This window comes from Microbispora sp. NBRC 16548 (assembly GCF_030268985.1).
GTDB lineage: Bacteria > Actinomycetota > Actinomycetes > Streptosporangiales > Streptosporangiaceae > Microbispora > Microbispora catharanthi.
This window is the reverse complement of record NZ_BSSF01000018.1, coordinates 1-21816: the sequence shown is the minus strand read 5'-3', so window position 1 is coordinate 21816 and position 21816 is coordinate 1. Positions and strand designations below refer to the sequence as shown.

20 protein-coding genes are annotated in these 21816 nt (G+C 71.3%); 8 read left to right on the top strand and 12 right to left on the bottom strand.

The window, feature by feature from the left end; translation table 11 throughout:
* Positions 1-142: 142 nt before the first annotated feature.
* The gene (locus tag QSK36_RS36220) at positions 143-463 is read left to right on the top strand and encodes a hypothetical protein (RefSeq protein WP_183542854.1); all 321 of its coding nucleotides are present in this window, start codon (positions 143-145) and stop codon (positions 461-463) included.
* A 217-nt stretch (positions 464-680) separates the two neighbouring features.
* On the opposite strand, the gene QSK36_RS36215 is transcribed toward QSK36_RS36220, so the two are convergent.
* From QSK36_RS36215 to QSK36_RS36195, 5 genes are read right to left on the bottom strand one after another with little or no spacing between them, the layout of a single operon-like run.
* The gene (locus QSK36_RS36215; protein WP_285785504.1) at positions 681-1664 is read right to left on the bottom strand and encodes a DUF2804 domain-containing protein; all 984 of its coding nucleotides are present in this window, start codon (positions 1662-1664) and stop codon (positions 681-683) included.
* Complete coding sequence (locus QSK36_RS36210) at positions 1661-3364, bottom strand: glycoside hydrolase family 2 protein (RefSeq protein ID WP_285785503.1); 1704 nt, start codon at positions 3362-3364, stop codon at positions 1661-1663. The genes QSK36_RS36215 and QSK36_RS36210 overlap by 4 nt, the downstream gene beginning before the upstream one ends.
* Positions 3354-5393 carry an alpha-galactosidase gene (locus QSK36_RS36205; protein ID WP_285785502.1) on the bottom strand — a complete coding sequence of 680 codons (2040 nt, stop codon included), beginning with the start codon at positions 5391-5393 and terminating at the stop codon, positions 3354-3356. The genes QSK36_RS36210 and QSK36_RS36205 overlap by 11 nt, the downstream gene beginning before the upstream one ends.
* A complete protein-coding gene (locus QSK36_RS36200; protein ID WP_285785501.1) occupies positions 5390-7081 on the bottom strand; it encodes a glycoside hydrolase family 13 protein in 1692 nt (563 codons plus the stop codon). The genes QSK36_RS36205 and QSK36_RS36200 overlap by 4 nt, the downstream gene beginning before the upstream one ends.
* Positions 7071-8432: an MFS transporter gene (locus tag QSK36_RS36195; protein ID WP_285785500.1), complete on the bottom strand. Its 1362-nt coding sequence runs from the start codon at positions 8430-8432 to the stop codon at positions 7071-7073. The genes QSK36_RS36200 and QSK36_RS36195 overlap by 11 nt, the downstream gene beginning before the upstream one ends.
* Before the next feature lie 74 nt (positions 8433-8506).
* On the opposite strand from QSK36_RS36195, the gene QSK36_RS36190 reads away from it, so the two are divergent.
* The gene (locus QSK36_RS36190; protein ID WP_285785499.1) at positions 8507-9136 is read left to right on the top strand and encodes a TetR/AcrR family transcriptional regulator; all 630 of its coding nucleotides are present in this window, start codon (positions 8507-8509) and stop codon (positions 9134-9136) included.
* A 45-nt stretch (positions 9137-9181) separates the two neighbouring features.
* On the opposite strand, the gene QSK36_RS36185 is transcribed toward QSK36_RS36190, so the two are convergent.
* Positions 9182-10492 (bottom strand): MATE family efflux transporter, encoded by a 1311-nt coding sequence (locus QSK36_RS36185; RefSeq protein ID WP_285785498.1) that lies wholly within the window; start codon positions 10490-10492, stop codon positions 9182-9184.
* Between the two features lie 163 nt (positions 10493-10655).
* Positions 10656-11756 carry a hypothetical protein gene (locus tag QSK36_RS36180; RefSeq protein WP_285785497.1) on the bottom strand — a complete coding sequence of 367 codons (1101 nt, stop codon included), beginning with the start codon at positions 11754-11756 and terminating at the stop codon, positions 10656-10658.
* A 527-nt stretch (positions 11757-12283) separates the two neighbouring features.
* Between QSK36_RS36180 and QSK36_RS36175 the strand changes: the two genes are divergently transcribed.
* Together QSK36_RS36175 and QSK36_RS36170 are read left to right on the top strand one after the other, a co-directional pair.
* The gene (locus tag QSK36_RS36175; protein WP_285785496.1) at positions 12284-12592 is read left to right on the top strand and encodes a DedA family protein; all 309 of its coding nucleotides are present in this window, start codon (positions 12284-12286) and stop codon (positions 12590-12592) included.
* 190 nt (positions 12593-12782) lie between these two features.
* Positions 12783-13427, top strand: a complete 645-nt coding sequence (locus QSK36_RS36170) for a response regulator (protein WP_182903727.1) — start codon at positions 12783-12785, stop codon at positions 13425-13427.
* Positions 13428-13451: 24 nt separating this feature from the next.
* On the opposite strand, the gene QSK36_RS36165 is transcribed toward QSK36_RS36170, so the two are convergent.
* Positions 13452-14246 (bottom strand): MBL fold metallo-hydrolase, encoded by a 795-nt coding sequence (locus QSK36_RS36165; RefSeq protein WP_285785495.1) that lies wholly within the window; start codon positions 14244-14246, stop codon positions 13452-13454.
* Between the two features lie 142 nt (positions 14247-14388).
* Between QSK36_RS36165 and QSK36_RS36160 the strand changes: the two genes are divergently transcribed.
* Complete coding sequence (locus tag QSK36_RS36160) at positions 14389-15363, top strand: helix-turn-helix domain-containing protein (protein WP_285785494.1); 975 nt, start codon at positions 14389-14391, stop codon at positions 15361-15363.
* Between the two features lie 21 nt (positions 15364-15384).
* Positions 15385-16218 (top strand): helix-turn-helix domain-containing protein, encoded by an 834-nt coding sequence (locus QSK36_RS36155; RefSeq protein WP_285785493.1) that lies wholly within the window; start codon positions 15385-15387, stop codon positions 16216-16218.
* Here the strand turns inward: QSK36_RS36155 and QSK36_RS36150 are convergent.
* The 4 genes from QSK36_RS36150 to QSK36_RS36135 all read right to left on the bottom strand — a co-directional run bounded on the left by QSK36_RS36150 (position 16171) and on the right by QSK36_RS36135 (position 19642).
* Positions 16171-16875, bottom strand: a complete 705-nt coding sequence (locus QSK36_RS36150) for a class I SAM-dependent methyltransferase (RefSeq protein ID WP_285785492.1) — start codon at positions 16873-16875, stop codon at positions 16171-16173. The genes QSK36_RS36155 and QSK36_RS36150 overlap by 48 nt on opposite strands.
* 6 nt (positions 16876-16881) lie before the next feature.
* Positions 16882-17946: an alkene reductase gene (locus tag QSK36_RS36145; RefSeq protein WP_285785491.1), complete on the bottom strand. Its 1065-nt coding sequence runs from the start codon at positions 17944-17946 to the stop codon at positions 16882-16884.
* Positions 17947-18044: 98 nt separating this feature from the next.
* Positions 18045-19472: an MFS transporter gene (locus QSK36_RS36140; protein ID WP_285785490.1), complete on the bottom strand. Its 1428-nt coding sequence runs from the start codon at positions 19470-19472 to the stop codon at positions 18045-18047.
* Complete coding sequence (locus QSK36_RS36135; protein WP_285785489.1) at positions 19469-19642, bottom strand: NADPH-dependent FMN reductase family protein; 174 nt, start codon at positions 19640-19642, stop codon at positions 19469-19471. Before QSK36_RS36135 ends, QSK36_RS36140 begins: the two co-directional genes overlap by 4 nt.
* Before the next feature lie 77 nt (positions 19643-19719).
* On the opposite strand from QSK36_RS36135, the gene QSK36_RS36130 reads away from it, so the two are divergent.
* Together QSK36_RS36130 and QSK36_RS36125 are read left to right on the top strand one after the other, a co-directional pair.
* The gene (locus tag QSK36_RS36130; protein WP_183542828.1) at positions 19720-20175 is read left to right on the top strand and encodes a MarR family winged helix-turn-helix transcriptional regulator; all 456 of its coding nucleotides are present in this window, start codon (positions 19720-19722) and stop codon (positions 20173-20175) included.
* A 945-nt stretch (positions 20176-21120) separates the two neighbouring features.
* On the top strand, positions 21121-21816 hold a 696-nt coding region (locus tag QSK36_RS36125), incomplete at its 3' end, for an RICIN domain-containing protein (RefSeq protein WP_285785488.1).

Sequence of the window (21816 nt, the reverse complement as noted above, 5' to 3'; positions counted from 1 at the left end):
CGTAGATCGCTGTTTGTCGCCCGTTCTGTCGGGAAACAATGACGTCGCGGGGCAATGACCACTTAACGGTCATTAGGCGACATTCCTCTTCATTTGGGAATGGCGCACACGTTAGGCAGTTGATCCTTTAGAGGGGGACGAAATGCCCAAGCTCAAGAAGGTCATCGCCGGACTCGCACTTTCCACCGCGCTCGGCGGTGGTGCCCTCGCCGCGGGCGCCACAGCCGCGAGCGCGTCAACCGCCCCAACTGGCTGGGGTTGTACCAACCCGTGTACCAACGAGTTCGACACCGGGTTCAACAACACCTTCGAAAACACCTGCTTCCAGAACGCACCCTTCCAGACCGACTGCTTCCAGAACGAATGCTCCCGCTCGGACCTCGACGACATCCTCTGGGACGTCTGCGTCGCGGGGCACTGCTCCAACGCATTCCCCGGATTTTTTGGCGGCTCTTTCAGTTAGAAGGCCGGTCTGACGCCTGCGGAAATCGGAAGCGTTCGTTCCGCAGAGCAGGGACAAGGGCTCCGGCGACTGAACCGCCGGAGCCCAGGCTTTTCACTCATAAAAGGTGCCGATCGCGGTCGACCGGGATCTGTTCGTCCGCCCCTCCACGACTACGCGTACGGCGAAGTGCCGTGGAGGGGCACGAAGGCCTCCCCGGCCCGGTGGACCGTGAGGATCACCAGCGGTTGCGGGCCTCCTCGGCCCAGCCGGTGAGGCCGTCGAGGTCCACCCAGGCGCCGTCGTCGGCCCTGGCCCGTCCGGAGAAGTGGCCGAAGCACTGGTGCGTCTCGTTGCCCACCAGGCCGAGCTCGGTGCGGGCCGCCTTCTCGTGGAACGGGTGGAACTCCACCTCCACCCGCGGGCCGGTGATCCGCCACGGGCGCAGCCAGTCGGCGCGGTCGTACGACCACTCCAGCTCGTCGCCGATCTTGTGCAGGCGGCCGCCGACGAACAGGCCGTTCTCCGTCGAACCGGTGCCGTCGGTCCACTTGCCGCCGAGCTGGATCGCCCGGCCGGGCCCACTGCCCGCCGCCCAGTTCCACGTGATCGAATACGGCCACTTCCCGCGGCCGTGGTCGAGCACGGCGAACGATTCCGCTTCATCAATGGTGAACTCGGCCGACTCCAGCCGCAGCCGCCCGCGCACCGGACGGCCGACGTCCTTCACCGTGTACTGGAACCGGTTTGGCCCCCACGGCACCACCACGCCGAGCGACTCGTGGCCCTCCGGCAGCGGCACCTCCACATCGAGCTCGACGCCGGGCGCCACGGCCCGGATCGCGCTGCCGGAAGCACTCTGCTCGATGTCGATCGTCACACCGCCGCCCCGTACGGACGCCGTCCCGGCGCCGCTGCGGTCGGGGAAGACGGCGCCGCGGGCCAGCGGCACCACGACGTCCCTGGCGGTCTCCACGCGGGTGTCCCGGTCGAGCACGTACACCCCGTTCACCGCCGCGTAGTCCAGCGACGACGCGACCAGGCCGATGATGTGGCGGGGGGTGACGATCCCCCAGTATTCCCAGCGCTTGCGCCGGCCCCAGCCGCGTAGGTTGCCCCGGTGCAGAGGACGGCGGGTCCAGCCCACCGCGCCGGGGTTGAGCCACCCGTCCGGCAGGCACAGGTCGACCGGCTCGGTGATCTCCCGCTCGTGCGTGGTCATGCGAACCTGAGCCTTTCCGTGATCGAGCGTACGAGGTCCTCGGGGAGCTTGAGCACCGCCCTGTCGTAGGTGAGCAGGCCGTTGATCTCGTCCTCGACGTCGGACACCTGGGTGTAGACGGTCGCGCTCAGGCCGCGCGCGACGGCCGGGACGATCTGCTCCTCGTGCAGCCGGGCGAACGCCTCGCCGAGCGCGTCCGCCGAACGGTATCGCCGGTAGCCGAACTCCTTGTCACCCCAGACGTGGCCCTCGACCCGCAGGCTGTACCCGCCGTATTCGGACAACACGAGCACCCGGCCGTCGGGCCGCGGCGGGCGGAACCGGCGGAAGTAGACGTGCAGGCTGCGCAGGTCGCCCGCGCGCTGGTCGTGCCAGCCGCTGGCGTGGTCGACCGTACGCGTCGGGTCGATCCGGGCGAGCTCCGCGGCGATCCGCGCTGCGTCGAACTGGCCCCAGCCCTCGTTGAACGGCACCCAGACCGCCAGGCTCACCACGTTGCGCAGATGCTCGACCGTGGCGCGCGTCTCGGCCTCGAACGCCGTACGGCCGGCCGCGCCGGCCCGGCCGAACCGGCGGTGGCGGCGGTCGTCCAGCCGGACGACGGGCAGGAACGCCGGCGTGGTGACGACCCACGGACGGTACGGCTCGCCGCCGTTGACCATGTCCTGCCAGACGAGGATGCCGAGCCGGTCGCAGTGGTGATACCAGCGCAGCGGCTCGATCTTGATGTGCTTGCGCAGCATCGTGAAGCCGAGCCTTTTCATGGTGGCGATGTCGCGGATCATCGCCTCGTCCGACGGCGGCGTGTAGAGGCCGTCCGGCCAGTAGCCCTGGTCGAGCACCCCGGCGTGGAAGTAGGGCCGGCCGTTCAGCAGCAACCGGGGGATGCCGTCGGCGTCGGGCCCGACAGAGAAGGAGCGCATGCCGAAGTAGCTCCGCACGCGGTCCGCGCCGAGCGACACGGTGACGTCGTACAGATGAGGATCTTCCGGGCTCCAGGCGCGCACCTCGGGCAGGGGGACGCGCACGGGCCGCCCGGCCGGCACCGTGACCCGCGCGACCGTCTCGTCTCCGGCCGAGATCTCGACGTCCGCCTCCCCAGCCTCCCCGGCCTCCCCGCCGGACACGTGGACGGTCACCTCCACGCACGAGTCGTCGAGCAGCGGGGTCAGCGTGAGCCGTTCGACGTGGACCTCGGGCACGCACTCGGCCCAGACCGTCTGCCAGATGCCCGACTGCGCGGTGTACCAGATGCCGCCCCGCCGCAGCCGCTGCTTGCCCCGCGAGCCGTTCCCGGTGTCGTCCCGGACGGCCACGACGAGGACGTTGCCGCGGTCGTGGAGCGCGCCGGTGACGTCGAACGAGAACGGCAGATAGCCGCCCTCGTGCCCGCCGACCTCGTCGTCGTTGACCCACACCCGGCAGGTCTGGTCGACCGCGCCGAAGTGCAGGATCACCCGGCCGCCGGCGAAGTCGTCCGGCAGGTCGAACCGGCACCGATACCAGAGGGTCTCCCCGGGAAGCAGCTGCCGGTTCACCCCGGACAGCGGCGCCTCAGGCGAGTACGGCACGAGGATCTCGCCGTCGTACGTCTCGGGGGCGTAGTCCCTGATCGCGTACTCCCACCGGCCGTTGAGGTTGAGGTAGCTGTCGCGGACGAGCTGGGGCCGGGGGTACTCCGGGAGCGGGTTATCCGGCACGGGTGAGCCTCTTCAGTTCGCTGGTGGCGTCGAACGGCCACGGCCGGGGCAGCCCGTGGCTCATCAGCAGCGCGCCGTGGTGCGTCTCCCCGGTGTCCTCGTCGCGGTAGCGGCCGTCCGGATCCAGGCCCTTCAGCCGTACGGGGGCCGTCACGCGGACCAGCGTGGTCGGCCGCCAGGAGAGCACCACGACGTGCGGATCGAGGGTGTACTGCACGGCCCAGTCGCCGAGGCGGTCCATCCGGCCCTCGTGGACGACCGGGCGAATCCGCTTGTACTGCTCGACGAAGTGCTTCGCCTGCTCCAGGTCGGCCGGGTCCCAACGGCGCAGGTCGCCGCCGATGCCGAGCGCCCCGGACATGGCGACGTGGAAGCGGAAGGCGAGCGGCGTCACCCTGCCGGTGAGCGCGTTGGGGCTGTCGGTCACCCAGGCGCCCATCGTGCAGGCCGGGTAGACCTGGCCGTAGCCGTGCTGGATCGCGATCCGCTGGGCGGCGTCGGTGTTGTCCGAGGTCCAGATCTGCTCGGTGCGGGCGAGCATCCCGAGGTCGGCGCGGCCCCCGCCGCTCGCGCAGCCCTCGATCGTCAGGTGTGGGTGGGCGGCCCGCAGCCGGTCGATCACGGCGTACACGTTCCTGATGTACGCCACCCACACCTCGTCGCCGGCCTCGGTGATCGGCCGGTTCATGTCCCACTTCAGGAACGCGATGTCGTTGTGGGTCACCAGCTCGTCCAGCCGGGCGTACGCCCATCCGGCGACGTCGTCCCGGGAGAAGTCGAGCAGGAGCTGGTCGCGCATCTCGGTCGCGCGCCGGTTCGGCTGGCGCAGCACCCACTCCGGGCGCGTGCGGTAGAGCTCGCTGTCGGGATTGACCGACTCCGGCTCCACCCACAGGCCGAACCTCATGCCGAGCCGCTTCACGTGGTCGATCAGCGGGGTGAGGCCGTCGGGGAACCGGTCGGGGTTCGGCCACCAGTCGCCCAGACCGGCCGTCTCGCCCGTACGGCCCGCGAACACGCCCGTACGCCCGCCGAACCAGCCGTCGTCCATCACGAACAGCTCCACGCCGATGCCCGCGGCGAGCTCGGCCAGCTCCATCTGCTGGGGCTGGGAGACGTCGAACCCGGTCGCCTCCCACGAGTTGTAGACCACCGGCCTGACCCGGCCGGGCGCGGGCAGCACATGGCGGCGGATGTGGTCGTGCCACCGGTGACCGGCTCCGCCGAACCCCTCCGAGGAATAGACCCCGGTGAACACGGGCGTCTCCAGGGATTCGCCGGGTCCGAGCCGCCAGGTCACCCCCTCGTGCCCGAACCCGCCGCTCCAGCCCGCGCGGCCGTCGTGGTCGCGTTCGACGGTGATGCGCCAGCTTCCGCTCCAGGCCAGCGCCGCGCTCCACACCTCGCCGCGGTCCTCGGTCGCGTCGCCCGCGTCGAGCATCACCCACGGGTTGGCGTGGTGGCCGCTGTGCCCGCGCCTGCTGGTCAGCACGGTCTCGGCCACGGGCAGTGCCGTACGCCGGACCTGGAACTCCGCGCCCCACTCACCGGTGACGTGGGTCAGCCGGTAGTCCTCACGCCGCGGCACCGCCCAGGCCGCCGAGTCGCAGCGCAGGACCGTGATGGGCCCGTCACCGGTGTTGCGCAGGGTCGTCCAGCGGCCGACGGCGTCGCTGTCCGGCCTGACCAGGTAGTGCAGGTCGATCTCCAGCGGGTAGTGCCGGTCGGCCATCCTGATCGTCAGGTGGCCGCCGTCGACGTCGTCGCCTTCGATGTCGTGACCGACGTGACGCCACTCGACCCCGCGTACGGCGTCGCCATACCTGACCTGCAGGCCCGCCACGCCGAACCGGTCGCCGCCCTCGACGGGCAGTTCCTCGGGTCCGGCGGGCAGCGCGCGGGCCTGGTCGAGCGTGAGCGGCGGCCCCCAGTGCGCGCAGCGCGGCCCGCCGTCCGGCCCGAGCCGCACGGCGTACGCGCTGGACGGGGTGGTGAGCAGCCACAACCCCGGTTCGGTTTCGATGGTCACGACAGCCACACTCCGGTGTCGGGCGGCAGCAGGTCGCCGTCGAGCGGCCCGCTGGCGAGCAGCACGTCGTGGTGCCAGGCGAGCGGCACCGGCTCGGCGCCGAAGTTCACCATAAGCGTGAAGCCGGGGTCGCGGGCGAAGGCCAGCACGCCGGGGGGCGTGTCCAGCCAGGTCAGGTCGCCGTCGCCGAGCGCGGGGTGGTCACGCCGGATGGCGAGCGCGGCGCGGTAGAGGTTCAGCGTCGAGCCGGGGTCGCCGCGCTGCGCGGCCACGGTCAGCGCCGCCCAGTCCTCCGGCTGCGGCAGCCAGGTGTCGCCGGCTCCGAACGCGTACGGCGGAGTCGTGCCCGACCAGGGGAGGGGCGCCCGGCAGCCGTCCCTGCCGATGAACGTGCGCAGCGTGCGCTCGAACATGGGATCCTGCCGGGCCTCGTCCGCAATGGCGAGATGTTCCGGCAGGCCCAGTTCGTCCCCTTGGTAGATGTAGGCCCCGCCGGGCAGGGCGAGCAGCAGCAGCGCCGCCGCGCGTGCGCGCCTGGTGCCCAGCTCGACGTCGACGTCCATCCGGCCGAGCAGCACCTCCGGGGTCGGCGCGCGGACCAGGTCCTGGTCGACGCCGAACCTGGTCACCATGCGCGGCACGTCGTGGTTGCCCAGCACCCACGGGATCGACCCGCCCGTCTCGCGCGCGAGCCGGTGCGACGCGTCGATGACCGTACGGAACTCCTCGGCGGACCACGGCGTGGGCATCAGCCCGAAGCCGAACAACTGGGCCAGCCCGTCTCCCGTCATATAGGGCCTGGCCTGGTCGGGATGGCCGAACCACATCTCCGCCACTGTGCAGGCGGGCGTGGTGCAGGCGGGCGCGGTGCAGGCGGGCGCGGTGCAGGCGGGCGCGGTGCCACGGTCGCCGGGGTGGGAGTCGAGGATCTTCCGCCAGGACCGGTAGAGGTCCAGCAGCTCCGGCTGGTGTTCGTAGGGCATGGATGTGTGACCCGGGGTGAGCGGGCCGCCCTGGCTCCCCGGGACGACGTCGGGCAGGCCGTCCTGTTTGAACAGCATGTTGGCCACGTCGATCCGGAAGCCGGCCACGCCCCGGTCCAGCCAGAACCGCAGCACCCGCTCGAACATGGCGACCACATCCGGGTGCCGCCAGTTCCAGTCGGGCTGCCCGGAGTCGAACAAGTGCAGGTACCACTGCCCGTCGGGCACCCGGGTCCAGGCCGGGCCGCCGAACACGGACTGCCAGTTGTTCGGCTCGTCGCGGAAGACGAACCGCTCGCGCTCGGGACTGCCGGGACCGGCGGCCAGCGCGGTACGGAACCACGGATGCTCGGCCGAGCAGTGGTTGGGGACGATGTCGACGATCACCTTGATGTTCTTCGCCGCGGCCGCGGCCACGAGCGCGTCGAAGTCCGCGAGCGTGCCGTACCGGGGATCGACGTCGCAGTAGTCGGCCACGTCGTAGCCGCCGTCGGCCAGCGGCGAGGGGTAGAACGGGCTCAGCCAGATCGCGTCCACACCCAGGTCGGCCAGGTGGCCGAGGCGGGACAGCACGCCGGGCAGGTCCCCTTCGCCGTCGCCGTTCGCGTCGGCGAAGCTGCGCGGATACACCTGGTAGACCACCGCGTCGCGCCACCAGGCACCCTGGTCGTACGGCTGGGCGGAGCTCTCGGTTTCAGCGGACACCGCGGATCCTCCAGATCAGACAGGCCCCGAGCGTGGCGAAGCCCGCCGCCACGCCGTACATGAGCGGGTAACCGCCGGCCGAGGTCACCAGGGGTGCGGCGATCACCGGGCCGAGCGTGTTGGACGCGGAGTTGGCCAGGCTCACGATGCCGAGGTCCTTGGCCCGGTCGACGTCGGCGGGCAGCAACTGGGTGACCATCGCCTGGTCGACGGCGGCGAACATGCCGTAGCCCGCGCCGAGCAGGACGGACGCCGCGATCGCGGCGGTCCAGCTCGTCAAGATCGTCAGCACCAGTCCCGACGCGGCCATCGTGAGGCCGCCGACGAAGACCGCGGGCCTGCGGCTGCCGTACCGGTCGGACAGCCAGCCCGCGAGCAGGGTCGGCGCGACGCTGCTCAGCGTGAACACCGCCACGAGGACCACGACACCCTGCTCGACGGTCGAACCGGGGAAGAGCCGCTCGTAGTGGACGGCGTCCCGCAGGTAGTACTGCAGATAGCCGATCGCCATCGCGAGCGTGAGGGTGATCAGAAGCCGGCTCAACCAGGACCAGGCGAAGTCGGGGTGCCTTCGCGGGCTCACCCACAGGCCGCGCAGGAAGGACCGCACGTCGAACGGAGGCGCCCCCGCCGTGGCCGCGGCGGTGACGGCGGGCACGCTGGTTCCAGACGCGGTTCCGGCCGTGGTTCCAGACGTGGTTCCAGACGTGGTTCCGACGGTGACCGCGGCGGTGGCGGCGGAAGGCATGTCCGCGGGTTCACGGGTGAACAGGCCGAACGGCAGCACGAGCAGCAGGATCAGGGCCGCCATCGAGAGAAACCCGGCCTTCGCGCCGGTCAGCAGGACGGTCGCCACGACCCCGCCCAGCAGCGGCCCGGTCAGCTGGCCCACACCCGCCAGCGCGGACACCTTGCCCCGCTGGCGGACGGGCACCTGGTCGGGCACGGTGGCGATGGCCGCGGCCAGGGCGGCGGTGAACGCCAGCTGGGCCACCGCCCAGCCGGCGACCAGCCCGGCCAGCGACTCCTGCCAGGCGAGGAACGCCAGGGACGCGGCGCAGACCAGCGCTCCCCCCACGATCCAGGGGCGACGCCGGCCGAACCGGGAACGGGTCCGGTCGGACATGGCGCCGAACAGCGGGTTGGCGATGATCGTGCAGACCGCGCCGACGGCGAACACGGTCGCCAGCGACGCCTCCTTGTGCACGGGGTCGATGTGCGCCACATGGGAGGGCAGCAGGATCTGGTTGCCGACGGTCATCGCCATGATGACGCCCATCTGGGCGAGCGCCAGCAGGGTCATCCAGCCGGTGGTCACCCGTTCGACGGGCGTGACGCGCACCTCGTCCATGTGAGTCCTTGGGGTTCAAAACATGAGAGGGTGCCACGTTAGAACATGACAGGGCGTTATGTTAAGACTGATCGGTGGACAACCCCGGCGTCCGGCGGCGGCCGGTCCAGAAGCGCAGCATCGACAGGGTCGAGCGCATCCTCGACGCCTGTGCCCGCCTCCTCGACGAGGTGGGCCTCGACGCGCTGACCATCGTCGACGTCGCCAGGCGGGCCGAAGTGCCGAGCGGCACCATCTACCAGTTCTTCGACGGCAAGCCCGGCATGCTGCGCGAGCTGGCACTGCGCAACCTGGAGCTGCTGCTGGTGCGGCTGCGCCGCAGGGTGGCCGCGGAGGGCGCGCTCACCTGGCCGCGCGCGGCGGAGCTCGTCCTGACCGAGACGGTCGAGATGCGCAGGACCGTCCCCGGTTACACGGTGGTCGATTTCGCCGACACCCGGCCCGGCGGGCCGACGTTCCTGCCCCCCGGGGAGGCGAAGGAGGGCGGAGACGTGCTGGCCGAGCGGCTCTACCACTTCGCCCTGAACGAGGCCGGGCTGCCGCCGCTGCCCGATCCCTACCGCGTGATGCGGCTGGCCATCCAGGCCACGGCGGCCGCACTCCAGCTCGCCTTCACGGCCTCGCGGCAGGGTGACCCCGCGATGATCGAGCAGGGGCGCAGGCTCCTGAGGGCCTACTTCGCCGACCTGTCCTCGCTCGGCTGACGACCCTCGCACGCCGATCGGCAGACCGGGCTGTTCGCGCCCGGATCACCGTACGGCGCCGAGCACCGCCCAGCGGCCGGACCGCAGCCTGGCCAGCACGGTGATCATTCGAATCAACAGGAAGGCCGACAACCCCGACCAGATCCCCACCAGCCCCCAGTCGAATCGCAGCGAGGCCCACACCACCGGCAGGAACCCCAGCACCGCCCCACTCGCCGTCGCCGTACGCAGGTATGCGGCGTCCCCGGCGCCGAGCAGCACTCCGTCCAACGTGAACACGACACCGCCGATCGGCTGCAGCGCGACGAAGAACCACCAGGCGCGGGGCATCTCGGCCAGCACCGTCGCGTCGGCGGTGAACACGTGGGGGAGGGAACCGGCCAGCGCCGCGAACACCACGCCGAGCAGGGTCCCGAAGACCAGCCCGCAGCCGGTCACCTGCCAGGCCAGGCGGCGTGCCCGTTCCGCGTCGTTCGCACCGAGCGCGGCCCCGACCAGCGCCTGGGCGGCGATGGCCAGCGCGTCGAGGACGAAGGCCAGGAACATCCACAGCTGGAACACCACCTGGTGGGCACCGGCCGCCGCGGCGGAGGTGTGGGCGGCGACCGCGGTCGCCGACACCCAGCACGCCTGGAAGGCCAGGCCGAGCAGCACCAGGTCGCGCGCCAGGCCGAGTTGGGCGCGCATCGCGGCCGGAACCGGGGCGAGCGGCACGCTCTCGGCCCGCAGCGCCCGCACGAACAGGCTCGCGGAGATCAACTGCCCGGCCACGTTGGCGACCGCCGAGCCGTCGATCCCCCAGCCGAGCCCGTACACCAGCGCCGGGCACAGCGCGGCGGAGATCACGTTGCCCGCGAGCACGTAGCGCAGCGGGCGCCGCATGTCCTGCACGCCCCGCATCCAGCCGTTCCCGGCCATGGTGACCAGGATCAGCGGAGCGCCGAGCAGGGCGATCCTGAGCCAGCTCACCGCGGCGTCGGCGACCCGGCCGTCACCGGTGAGCAGGCCGGCGACCGGCGCGGCGAGCAGCTGTCCCGCCACGGTGATCACCAGCCCTGCGACCGCGGCGAGCCAGGTCGCCTGCACCCCCTCGGCCACGGCGTCGGCCCGGCGGCCGGCGCCGTGCAGCCGGGCCGTACGGGCGGTCGTGCCGAAGGACAAAAACGTCATCTGCGAGGAGATCTGCGCCAACACGATCCCGCCGACCGACAGCCCCGCGAGCGGCACCGCGCCGAGATGGCCGACCACGGCCGTGTTGACGAGCAGGTAGAGCGGCTCGGCGGCCAGGACCCCGAGCGCGGGCACGGCGAGCGCGAGTATCTGACGCAGCGGGGCCCGGCCCAAGTGCTCATCCATGCGTTCCTCCAGGCGGGCCGACCGGCCGGACGCCGCGGCGAGCCGGATCGGCTCGCCGCGCCATCGGGCCACAGGAACGCAATCATCTTGCTATTGCAAATAACTCGCAACAAGCTGACAGGCCGGCCCTCGCCGGGGAGGCGAGGGCCGGCCTCAGGGTCGATCAGGACGTGGGAGTCGGGGTCGGCGTGTCCGTGAGCGTGGGCTCGGGGGTGGGTGGCGCGGACTCGGTGGGAGTCGCGGTTTCCGTGGGGGGCGTGGGCGGGTCCGGTGTCGCGGCCGGCGGTTCCGTGGGGATGGCCGTCGGCGTCGGACAGGGCTCAGGGGTGCGCCAGGCGGGCTTCCCCGAGTGCCACTTCAGCGAGTACGGAGAGTTCTTGCTGAGGTACCACAGCCGCCTGCTCGGCCGCGATAGGTCGAAGACGTAGGCGGCCGCCGCCGTCTCCCCCTGAGGGGCGGCGGGCGTCGTCTCCTCGGTCTGCGGGGGAGTGGAGCCCGTCTGGCCAGGGGGAGCGGAGCTCGTCTCGCCAGGGGGAGCTGCGGGAGTCGTCGCGGTCTCACTCGGAAGAGGAGCGGGGGTGCTTTCCGCGGGTGCCGGCGTGCCCTCGGAGGGGGCCGGCGTGCTTTCCGAAAGCGTCGGCGTGGCCTCCGGAGCTGTGGGTGTGGTTTCGGGAGCCGTCGGCGGGGCGGACGGAACCGGAGTCGGGCTCGGCGGGGTGGGGGCCGGCGTGCCGGGCTGGACGGCCGCGATCACCGAGATCCAGGCGTCCTGCCGGATGTCGCCGCCCCGGCGGGCGGTGAGCACTCGCGTGGAGTCGCCGATCGCGTACGACCGCTCGAAGCCGTCCTGGCTGCGTACAGTGATCGAGTCATCGGCCACGGCGACGACCTGCCCGGTCTGGGTGAACACCGTGACGGTGCCGCATCCGTCCTTGGCCGGCACGACCACCTCGCCGTGCAGCGCGCCGAGGAACGGGCCCACCAGGGGCACCTCGGTGGTGGGAGTCGCCGTGGGGGAGTCGGTGGCGGTCTCGGCCGGGGTGGCCGTCGGCGTGATCGTCACGGTGGCCGTCACGACAGGATCCGACGTCTCGGCCGGCGGGGTGACGGGGGTGGCGGCGGAGGCCGCTGTCGCTCCGGCGCCGACGGACGCCGTCAGCACGAACGCGGTCGCGAGGATCATGGGTTGGGAGATGCGCCGGCGCGGCCCGCCCGGTCCGGACAACCGTCCTTTCTCCAGGCGGTGGGGGTTGGTCGGCTTCACCGTTCCTCCGTATCGTTCGATTCGATGGTCTCCGCCGAACGGGGCGGCGGTCGTATCGGAGCGCTTTGCCCCGATACCCGACTGAAGTGACCGGCAAATTTGTTGCCAAACCGTGTCACTTCCGATGGATTGTGGAGACCTTCCCCATATGCGCCGCATCCATGCGGGTGAATCCGCGGCCGTGAGGCGGCTCGGCTGCTTTCGGCAGGTCGCAGGGGATGAACCGATTTGAGATTCGGACGTCATCTGAGACGGCCACGCGACCGATGGCACGACGGCCCCCGAGGACGACGCGTTCTCTCACGACTGGAGCGGTTCTACCGGAACGGAAGGTGGGCGCCGAACCACGGCGCACCGGCGTGCCGAGGCCGGGACGGACAGGCCCGCCCCCGGCACATTCGCTTCACGGTTGTTGGTGAAGGCGCTTCTTCAGGGCCGTGGCGGGTGTGGTTTCCCGCACCCCCGAACGGCCATCCGCCTCATGGTGGCTCCACCCTGATCATTCCTAGTCTCAGGCGCATGACGGATTGGCTGATTCACCTGAGGAGCTGCTCGGCGCGCCGGGAGCCGGGATCGCGATCGCGCTGGAGAACCTCTTCCCGTCCCTCCCCAGCGAGGTGATCCTGCCGCTGGCCGGTTTCACCGCCTCCCGCGGAGAGATGGACCTGGTCGCCGTGCTGCTGTGGACCACCGCCGGTTCGGTGATCGGGGCGCTGGCGCTGTACTGGGTGGGCGCGCTGCTCGGCCGTGGAGAAGTACGTCAACGTGGGCACCAATGCGGTCATCGCGGCGGTGCTGCTGGCCGTTCTGGCCTTCGTGGGCGTACGGCTGCGTGAGCGGCGCAAGGGGTGGCATGCGGTGCGCGCTTAGAGGGACGCGGCCCGTCGGCCTGGCTCTCGGGGCCACCCTGGTCACCATCGAGGTACGTCAGGAAGGCAGCATGGGCATCGTGCGAGTGGAGGACGACGGCATGGGCGGAGCCGGTGCCACCGGCGGCGGGCCGACTGTGATCGAGGCGGAGCCGCCGTGCGTGTGATGCTGGCCGAGGACTCGGCCCTGTTGCGCGAGGGCCTGGTGCGGTTGCTCAAGGAGGAAGGCCACGACGTCCTGGCAGCCGTGGGCGACGCCGACGCGCTCCTGCAGGCGGTGGACGGCGACAGCCCCGACGCGGTGGTGGTCGACGTGCGGATGCCTCCCACCCACACCGACGAGGGCCTGCGCGCCGCGCTGGAGATCCGGCGGCGCCGGCCGGAGGTCAAGGTGCTGGTGCTGTCGCAGTACGTCGAGAAGAAGTACGCCACCGAGCTGATGAGCGGCAGCATCGACGGGGTCGGCTATCTGCTCAAGGACCGCGTGGCCCAGGTCGGCGACTTCCTGGACGCGCTGGAGCGGGTGGGCGCGGGCGGGACGGCGTTCGACCCGGAGGTGGTGCGTCAGTTGCTCGCGCGCACCAGCCACGCCGATCCGCTGGCCCAGCTCACCGCCCGCGAGCGCCAGGTGCTGGAGCTCATGGCCCAGGGCCTGACCAACGCCTCGATCGCCCAATCCCTGCACGTGTCGCAGAGCGCGGTGGAAAAGCACGTCAACGCCCTGTTCGACAAGCTCGCGCTGTCGCACACGACCGGGTACAGCCGCCGCGTCCTGGCCGTCCTGCGCTACCTCGGCTCCTGAGCCGCCGCGGTTCGCCGCTGCCGGTCAGGTGGTCGCGAGCGTGAGCACGGCGCGCCGGCCCGGGTGCAGGAGGGTGAGCCGGTCGGTGAGTCCGGCCTGCGCGAAGGCCTTGGCGAGTGCGTCGGCCCCTTCGGTGAAGTGGCGCCAGCTGTCGAAGTGCAGCGGGACGACGTGCGACGCGCCGAGGATCCGGGCGGCCTCGGCCGTCTGCGCGCTGGTGAGGGTGAGGTAGGCGTCGCCGAGGAGAGCGGTCTTGGCCGCTCCGGCGAACAGGATGGCGACGTCGACGGCGAACCGTTCGGCGATCTGGGCGACGAGGTCGAGCGAGGCGTTGTCGCCGCTGACGTACACGGTCGGTGTTCCGTGGCCGGACAGCACGAATCCGGCGACCTCCCCGACGACGGGCTCGCTGCCCTCGGGGCCGTGCAGAGCGGGCACCCGGGTGACGCGCAGCGTCGAGCCGCCGGGCCGTGGCAGGTCCACGTGCTCCCAGACGGGTACGGCGCGGGTGGCACCGCCCAACCGGCCGGCCGCGCTCGCGGTGGTGAGCACGAGCGGGACCCGGCTGAGGTAGTCGCGACCGCTGACGTCGAGGTTGTCCCTGTGCTGGTCGTGGGAGAGCAGCACGGCGTCGACGGGGCCGATTTCCGCGGGCGTCAGCGCGGTGGGCGCGGTCTTGACCAGGACCCGTCCCGGGCCCATCACGTACTCGCGGGGAGGGTCGAAGGTGGGGTCGGTGAGCAGGCGCAGCCCGCCGATCTCCAGGATCGCGGTCGGTCCGCCCAAGGCGTGGACGCTGATCTGCGATGCGACGGTCATGACGGTCCTTTGTGGCTTGACGGGCTGAGATGTGCGCTCCGGTGGGGAGCGCTCTGCGGACGATCGTCGAACGTACGGCCGCCGGAGAGTGAGTGGCGTGAAAGCCGTCGTGCGATAGATTCAAGCCAACCCTGGAGGAGCGATGAGCCGACGTGACCCGCTGACCATCGCGGTGCTGATGTTCGACCAGGCGCCGCTGTTCGAGACCAGCGTCCCGATCAGCGTGTTCGGCGCCGATCGCAGCGACATGGGCGTCCCCCGCTTCGACCTGCGTGCCGTCGGCGGTGACCCCGGCCCGCTCACCACCACCGGCGGGATCCGACTGACCGCGCCGTACGGGCTGGACGCGCTGGCCGACGCCGCCACCGTCGTCGTGCCGAGCTGGCGCGGCCCGGCCCAGCGCCCTCCGGAACCGGCACTCGCCGCCCTGCGCGACGCGCACGCCGACGGCGCCACCGTCGTCGGGTTGTGCCGTGGCGCGTTCGTGCTCGCCGCCGCCGGGCTGCTGAACGGCCGGCGCGCGGCCACCCACTGGCTTTACGCACCCGCCCTCGCCGCCGCCTACCCCGAGGTACAGGTGGACGCCTCAGTGCTGTTCGTCGACGACGGCGACCTGATCACCTCGGCCGGGACCGCCGCCGGCATCGACGCCTGCCTGCACCTGGTGCGGCGCCGGTTCGGTGCCCAGGTCGCCAACACCATCGCCCGCCGCATGGTCGTGCCTCCGCAACGCAGCGGCGGCCAGGCGCAGTACATCGAACACCCGCTGCCCGACCCCGACACCGACGACCCGCTCGGCGAGATCCTCAGCCACGCCATCCATCACCTCGACGACCCCGACCTGGACGTCGACTCCCTGGCCGGACACGCCCTGATGAGCCGCCGGAGCTTCGACCGCCGATTCCGCGAACTCACCGGCACCTCCCCACTCCAATGGCTGCTCACTCAACGGATCATGAGAGCCCAACGGCTGCTGGAGACCACCGACCTCGGCGTCGACGCCATCGCCCGCAACGTCGGCTTCACCAACGGCATCGCCCTGCGCCCTCACTTCCGCCGCATCCTCGGTGTCGCTCCGCAGACCTACCGCGACACCTTCCACGCCCGCACCGCCTGATCAGGGGACGGACGACCGTCGATGACGAACGGCACAGCCGGTGGCGGCAGGCTCGAAGGCGGACGAGGGCACGGCGGCCTCGTGAACCCCGGAGCGGGCGCCCTCGCCCGGACGGAAACGACGTCGCGTTTCGATGTCGGCCACGGCTACGCGCTCTATCAGGGGCCGTCGTGGGACAGCGGCTTTCACCGCCACGCCGCTTTCCAGATCGTCGTCGCCGTCGCGGGTGAAGCCGCCATGGTGGACGCCTCCGGCGTCTGTCACCGCGCCGTGGCGCTTGTGGTGCCGCCCATGGTGCGGCATCGGATGCTGGCGACGACGGACCTGCGTGTCTTCTTCGTGGAACCGCAGTGCGCCTTCGCCGACCGGTTGCGCGAGCGCTGTGTCTCCGGGCGCTGTGTCTCCGGGCGCTGGGGCTCCGGGATCAGCGCGGCTCCCGAACTGCGCGAGCTCAGCGAGGACGATGTCCGCCTCGCCGGCGCGCGACCGTCCGGTGAACTCGACCCCCGGCTGCTCGCGGCGATGGACGCGCTGGCGGACGGGCCGGTCTCGATGCCGGATCTGGCCGCACGGGTGGACATGTCCCCCCAACGGCTGCGCGGCCTGGCCCGCAGCCAGTTGGGCATGCCGCTGACGCGCTGGCGCGTGTGGGGCCAGCTGCGCCGGACGGTGGAGGCGCTGCGGGCGGGGCGGTCGCTGGCGGAGGCGGCGGCCGTGAGCGGTTTCGCCGACCAGGCGCATCTGACGCGATGGATGCGGGAGATGATGGGGCTGACCCCGGCGGTCGTGCTGCCGGTGCTGCGCCCGTCACTCCCGGAAGGCGACGTAGACCGAGATCGAACCGGTGACCGTTGACACCACCTCGGCCTCCCGCACATCGCCGAAACCGGCCTCGGCCATCAGCTCCGGCAGCACACCCTCGGCGTTCGGGCGGGTGTCCTCGATGCCGTCGGCGAACTGCACCATCCGGAACCCCAGCCGCATCAGCCGCGTGCGCTGCAACCCGTAATCGGCGACGACGAGCTTGCCGCCGGGCCGCAGCACCGCGCGCATCGAGGAGAGTATGGCCCGCTTCGTCGCCATCGGGCACTGGTGCAGCACCAAGGTGGACACCACCGTGTCCGCCGCGCCGGCGCCCACGATCTCCGGCAGCGCATCGCCCATACCGGTCTCCCACCGCACCGTCGCGCCGACGGCCTCGGCCTTGCGCCGGGCGAGCGCCAGCACCCCCTGATCCGGGTCTATCGCCACCACCCGCGCCCGCGGCTCGGTGCGGTTCAGCAACAGCGCCGTGGACCCTGTGCCGCATCCCACATCGACGATCACATCCTCCGGGCGCGGCGCGACGTGCATGACGGTCAGCGCCCGCCACAGCCGCTCCCGGGTCAGCGTGACGACGGGGTCGTAGAAACGCGTGGACGCGAAGCGGCCCAGCGCCGGAGTGAAAGCCTGTTCGGTCATGCCCAGCAGACTCGCATCGGGAGACCGTGCGGTCTTGAACGAACCGCTCACCCTCGGTCAGGCGGGCAGAGCCGGGTAATCGGTGTAGCCGGCCGCGTCGCCGCCGTAGAAGGTGGCCGGGTCCGCGGCGTTGAGAGGGGAGCCGGTCGCCAGGCGCCGGGGCAGGTCGGGATTGGCGAGGAAGAGCCGCCCGAAGGCGATCAGGTCAGCGGTCCCGTCGTCGATCAGTGCGAGTTCCTCAGGACCGGTCGGGCGGGCGCCGGTGTGGGGGTTGAGGATGAAGGCGCCGGGGAAGCGCCGTCGCATGGCGTGCGTCAGTTCCCGGTGCCCGGCCTCCATGACATGCAGATACGCCAGGTCCAGGGCGGCTGTCCGCCGTACGAGCGCCTCGTAGACGGGGTGCGGGTCGGGTTCGTGGATGTCGTTGTTGGTGGTTCCGGGCGACAGGCGCAGGCCGGTGCGGGCACCGCCGATCGCGGAGACGACCGCGGAGATCACCTCCACGGCGAACCGGACGCGGCCCGAGGCCGACCCGCCCCAGCCGTCGGTGCGCCGGTTGGTGTTGGGGGCGAGGAACTGGTGGATCAGGTAGCCGTTGGCGCCGTGCAGTTCCACCCCGTCGAAGCCCGCCTCGATGGCGTTACGCGCGGCGCTCGCGAAGTCGGCGATGGTCTGCTCGATCTCGGCGGCCTCCAGTTCGCGCGGGAGGACGAAGTCCTTCACGCCGTCGGGCGTGAACACCCGGCCTCGCGCGGCGACCGGCGACGGCGCCACCGGGATCAGGCCGTCGGGCAGCAGGACGGGGTGGCCGATCCGGCCGGTGTGCAACAGCTGAGCGAAGATCTTTCCGCCCTCGGCATGCACCGCGTCGGTCACCTTGCGCCAGGCGGCGACCTGCTCGGCGGAGTGCAGGCCGGGCGTGAACGGATACCCCTGACCCGTCACCGACGGCTGGATGCCCTCCGTGATGATCAGGCCAGCGGAGGCGCGCTGAGCGTAGTACTCCGCCGTCAGTTCCGTCACCAGCCCGCCGTAGGCGCGGCTGCGGGTCATCGGTGCCATGGCTATCCGGTTCGCGAGTTGCGTGCCGCCGACGGTGATCGGGTCGAATGCGCTGGTCATAGCTGTTTCCTCATCACTGGTTGGTTTGCCGAGCACGGGGTGGCGCGGGGTCGTACGTACAGGGGGTGCGGCGAGTGAGGACGCGGCGTCGCCGGCCGTCAGCCGAGTCGGCGCCGCGGCAGGAGCAGGCTGACGACCGCGATGGCCAGGCCGAGCCCGGCCGCGATGAGAAAGACGAGGTCGTATCCGGCGGCGAGGGCGGCGGCCGGGGAACTCGCGCCGATTTCCGAGGCGGCTCTGGTGCCGGCGGCGGTCGCGAGCACCGCCAGGCCGATCGACCCGCCTACCTGACCGGCGGTCTGGGCCAGGCCGCCGACGGCCCCCGCGTCGCCCTCGGGAACGTCGGCGGTCGCCGCGGCCATGAGGGTGGGGAAGGTCAGCCCGATGCCGGCCGCGATGAGCAGCATGGGCCCGAGCACGCCGGTGACGTAGCCGCTGTCGGTGTGGGCCTGGGCGAGCCAGCCGAAACCGGCCAGGAAACAGGCGCTGCCCGCCGGCACCAGGGGGCGCACACCGGTTCGCGGCAGCAGGGCGGCGGCCAACCGGGCGATCAGCATGAACACCACCGCCGCGGGTGTCTGCCCGAGCCCGGCCTGCAGCGCACTGTAGCCGAGTACGTTCTGCAGGAAGAGCGACGTGAAGTACCACATCGCGATGGAAATCCCGCCGAACAGCAGCAGCATGCCGTTGCCGACGGCCACTCCCCGGATCCTGAACAGCCGCAGGGGCACCATCGGCCGTCCGGCGAAACGCGACTCCACCACGACGAAGACGCCGAGCAGCAGCAGGCCCGCCACTACCGGCCCGGCGACCGGCGCGGACGTCCAGCCGTGATCGGCGCTCCGCATGACCCCGTAGACCAGCGCGGCCAGCCCCGCCGTCCCGGTGACCGCGCCGATGAGATCGAGCGACTCCCGCCGGCCGGTGCGCGCGCCGGCCGGCGACATCATGGCCGCGACGACCAGCACGGCGCCGATCGGCACGTTGATGAGGAAGACCCAGCGCCACGACAGGCCGGTTGTGATGGCACCGCCGGCGACCGCGCCGACCATCCCGCCCACGCCGCCCGAGGCAGACCATGCGCCGAACGCCCTGGCACGCGCGGTCGGCTCGGTGAAGGAGGTGTTGATCACGGCCAGCGTCGCCGGGGCCATCATGGCGGCGCCGATGCCCTGCGCGACGCGGGCCGCCACCAGGACCTCAGGAGTGGTCGCCAGGCCACCGGCCAGACTCGCGGCGGAGAACAACAACAGTCCGGCGGCCAGAATCCGGCGCGGGCCGAACAGATCGGCGGCGCGGCCACCCAACAGCATGAAACCGGCGAAGGTAAGCAGGTAGCCGTTCACCACCCAGGCCAGGCCGGTCGGCGTGAAGCCGAGGTCCTCGCGGACCGAGGGCAGGGCGACGTTGACGATGGACGCGTCCAGGATGACCATGAACTGGCAGGCGCACGCCAGTGACAGGACCAGCCAGGCGAGGCCGGCCTGCGGCCTGACCCGTGGCGTTCCGGTGCCGGCGCTCGTCATGGGTTCTTCTTCCTTGCCGACCCGCCGCTCACGCGGTCGGGGGGCGGTTCGGCGACCGGTCGCGGCCGCGTCCTGGTCCCGGCCGAGGCGGCGCCCCCGGCGACGACCTGCGCGAATGCGTGCGGAGTGCCTGTCCCGCTGTCGTAGATGACGGCGATCTTCACGGTCATGTCCGGAGCCTCGATGTCGTGTAGAATAAGTTATGCGAATAACTATTATGCGCATAACTAACTTGTCAAGGAGCCCCATGGACTTCGAGCACGCCGACGCTCTCAACCAGGCCATCCGCCTGCTGAGCCTGCGCCACCGGGCCAGGGCCGCGGCGCTACTGGCTCCGCTCGGCCTGCACCCCGGGCAGGAGGCGCTCCTGCTCGAACTAGCCAGGACCGGCCCGATGATCCAGGCCCAGCTCGGCGAGGCGCTCGGCTGTGAGCCGCCCAGCGTCACGCTCATGACCCGCAAGCTCGAAGCCTCCGGCCACATCCGCCGCGCACCCGCCCCCTCCGACAGGCGCGCCAGCATCGTCGAGCTCACCGACAGCGGCAAAGCTCTGGTCGAGCAGGTCAAGCAGCTATGGTGCGCTCTGGCGGAGGAGACCGTGGCCGGCCTGCCCGCCGAGACTGTGGCAGAGCTACCCGGCATCCTCACGGCGTTGACCGGCAACGTGGACACCAGGCGCCCCCGCCGGCCGCACGGCAGCTGACACCCTCTGGTCGCGGAATCGCGACGGGCGGGGTACGTCGCCGAGCGGGTCGTCGCGCCTCTGGACGGCGAGGTGACGCGATGCCCCTCCGTCGTCCCTGTTCGTCCGGGAGTGGGACGACCGATAACTTGGCAAGGTTGCCGTCGGCGTCAGCGCACGCTTCGGTTGAAAGTTTCATCACAAGCCGTTGCGCAAACGGTGCGGGCCGGGCCGGTCATGCCAGGTGGGTGCGTTCCGGAAACCCGAAGTGCACCCGGGCTCTCGATCTTCCTCTTGCGCAACCTGGTGATTCCTAGTTTGCTCCGCCATTACCACCGGAATCGACACCCATAGGCGCGGCACCCCGCGCCGCGGACCTGTGTGAGCGCTAACACGCCTCGGCCCCGGGAAGGAGGGTCTCCATGATCGGAGACGGTCGGCAGCTGCGCGCCACCACCCCAGAGGCGTCCGGGCGTGCCCGGCATCGGGAGGGAGCGCTTTCCTGACGGGCCTTGCCCGGTCGTATTCGCTTCCGTCGCACCAGCACCTCCACGGAGTCGAGGGAGAGGAGCCCCGGATTTGCTCGTGATGTTAGCGCTAACAAATCCGCGATCGACAGCGGTCCAGACGACGATCCGCGCGACCGCGCTCTCACCCTCGAATGGCGTGATGTGTACCGGTGGCGCGTCGACGGGGGTGGACGTGTCGCCGCGGCCGTCATCGACCTTTCCATCGCCCCTGCCGGGGCGAGATCTCAAAGGACACGGCGAGTCTCGAGCTCCGCACGCGAACGACGGCCGACCGGGCCGTACGGAAACGATTCGCGAGCCCGGCGACCTCCTGGCGGCAAAGCTCGAGGATCCGTCCCGATCGGCTGACTGTCCATGCCCGGCCCCGTGAGACCACTGCGGTTTGCCCAAGCGTGGCCCGCTTCGCCACGCCTTCACCCCCAAGGAGAACGAAACAATGGATTCACCCCCCATTCGTGTGACGAGCGGCCGGCGTCGTTCGCCGGCCGGTGACGGCCTGCGCCTCGTGGCGGTCCTGGCCACGGTGCTGACGACGGTGCTGGCGGTCGCCGTGACGTGGTCGGCGCCGGCGTCGGCGGCGGTGGCGCCGTTGGTGAGTGCGGCGTCGGGGCGGTGTCTGGACGTGGCGGGCAACACCGACGCGCTGGGCACGGGCCTGCAGATCTGGGACTGCAGCGGTCAGGCGAACCAGGCGTTCGAGTTCACCTCGGCGGGTGAGCTGCGGACGTTCAACGGCACGCGGTGCGTGGACGCGTACGGCCAGGGGACCTCGAACGGCACGAAGGTCGTGATCTGGTCCTGCAATGGGCAGAACAACCAGAAGTGGCAGCAGAACGCCGACGGCTCCATCAAGGGCGTGCAGTCGGGGCTGTGCCTGGACGTGACCGGACTCGGCACGGCCAACGGGACCGCAGTCCAACTGTGGGCCTGCAACGGGCAGACCAACCAGAAGTGGAGCATCTCCGGAGGCGGCCCGAGCTCGTCTCCGTCTCCGTCTCCGTCGGTGACGCCGACCGGCACGTGCGCTCTTCCGTCGACGTACCGCTGGACCTCGACGGGCGCGCTGGCGACTCCGAAGTCCGGGTGGGTCTCGCTCAAGGACTTCACCAACGTCGTCTACAACGGCAAGCAC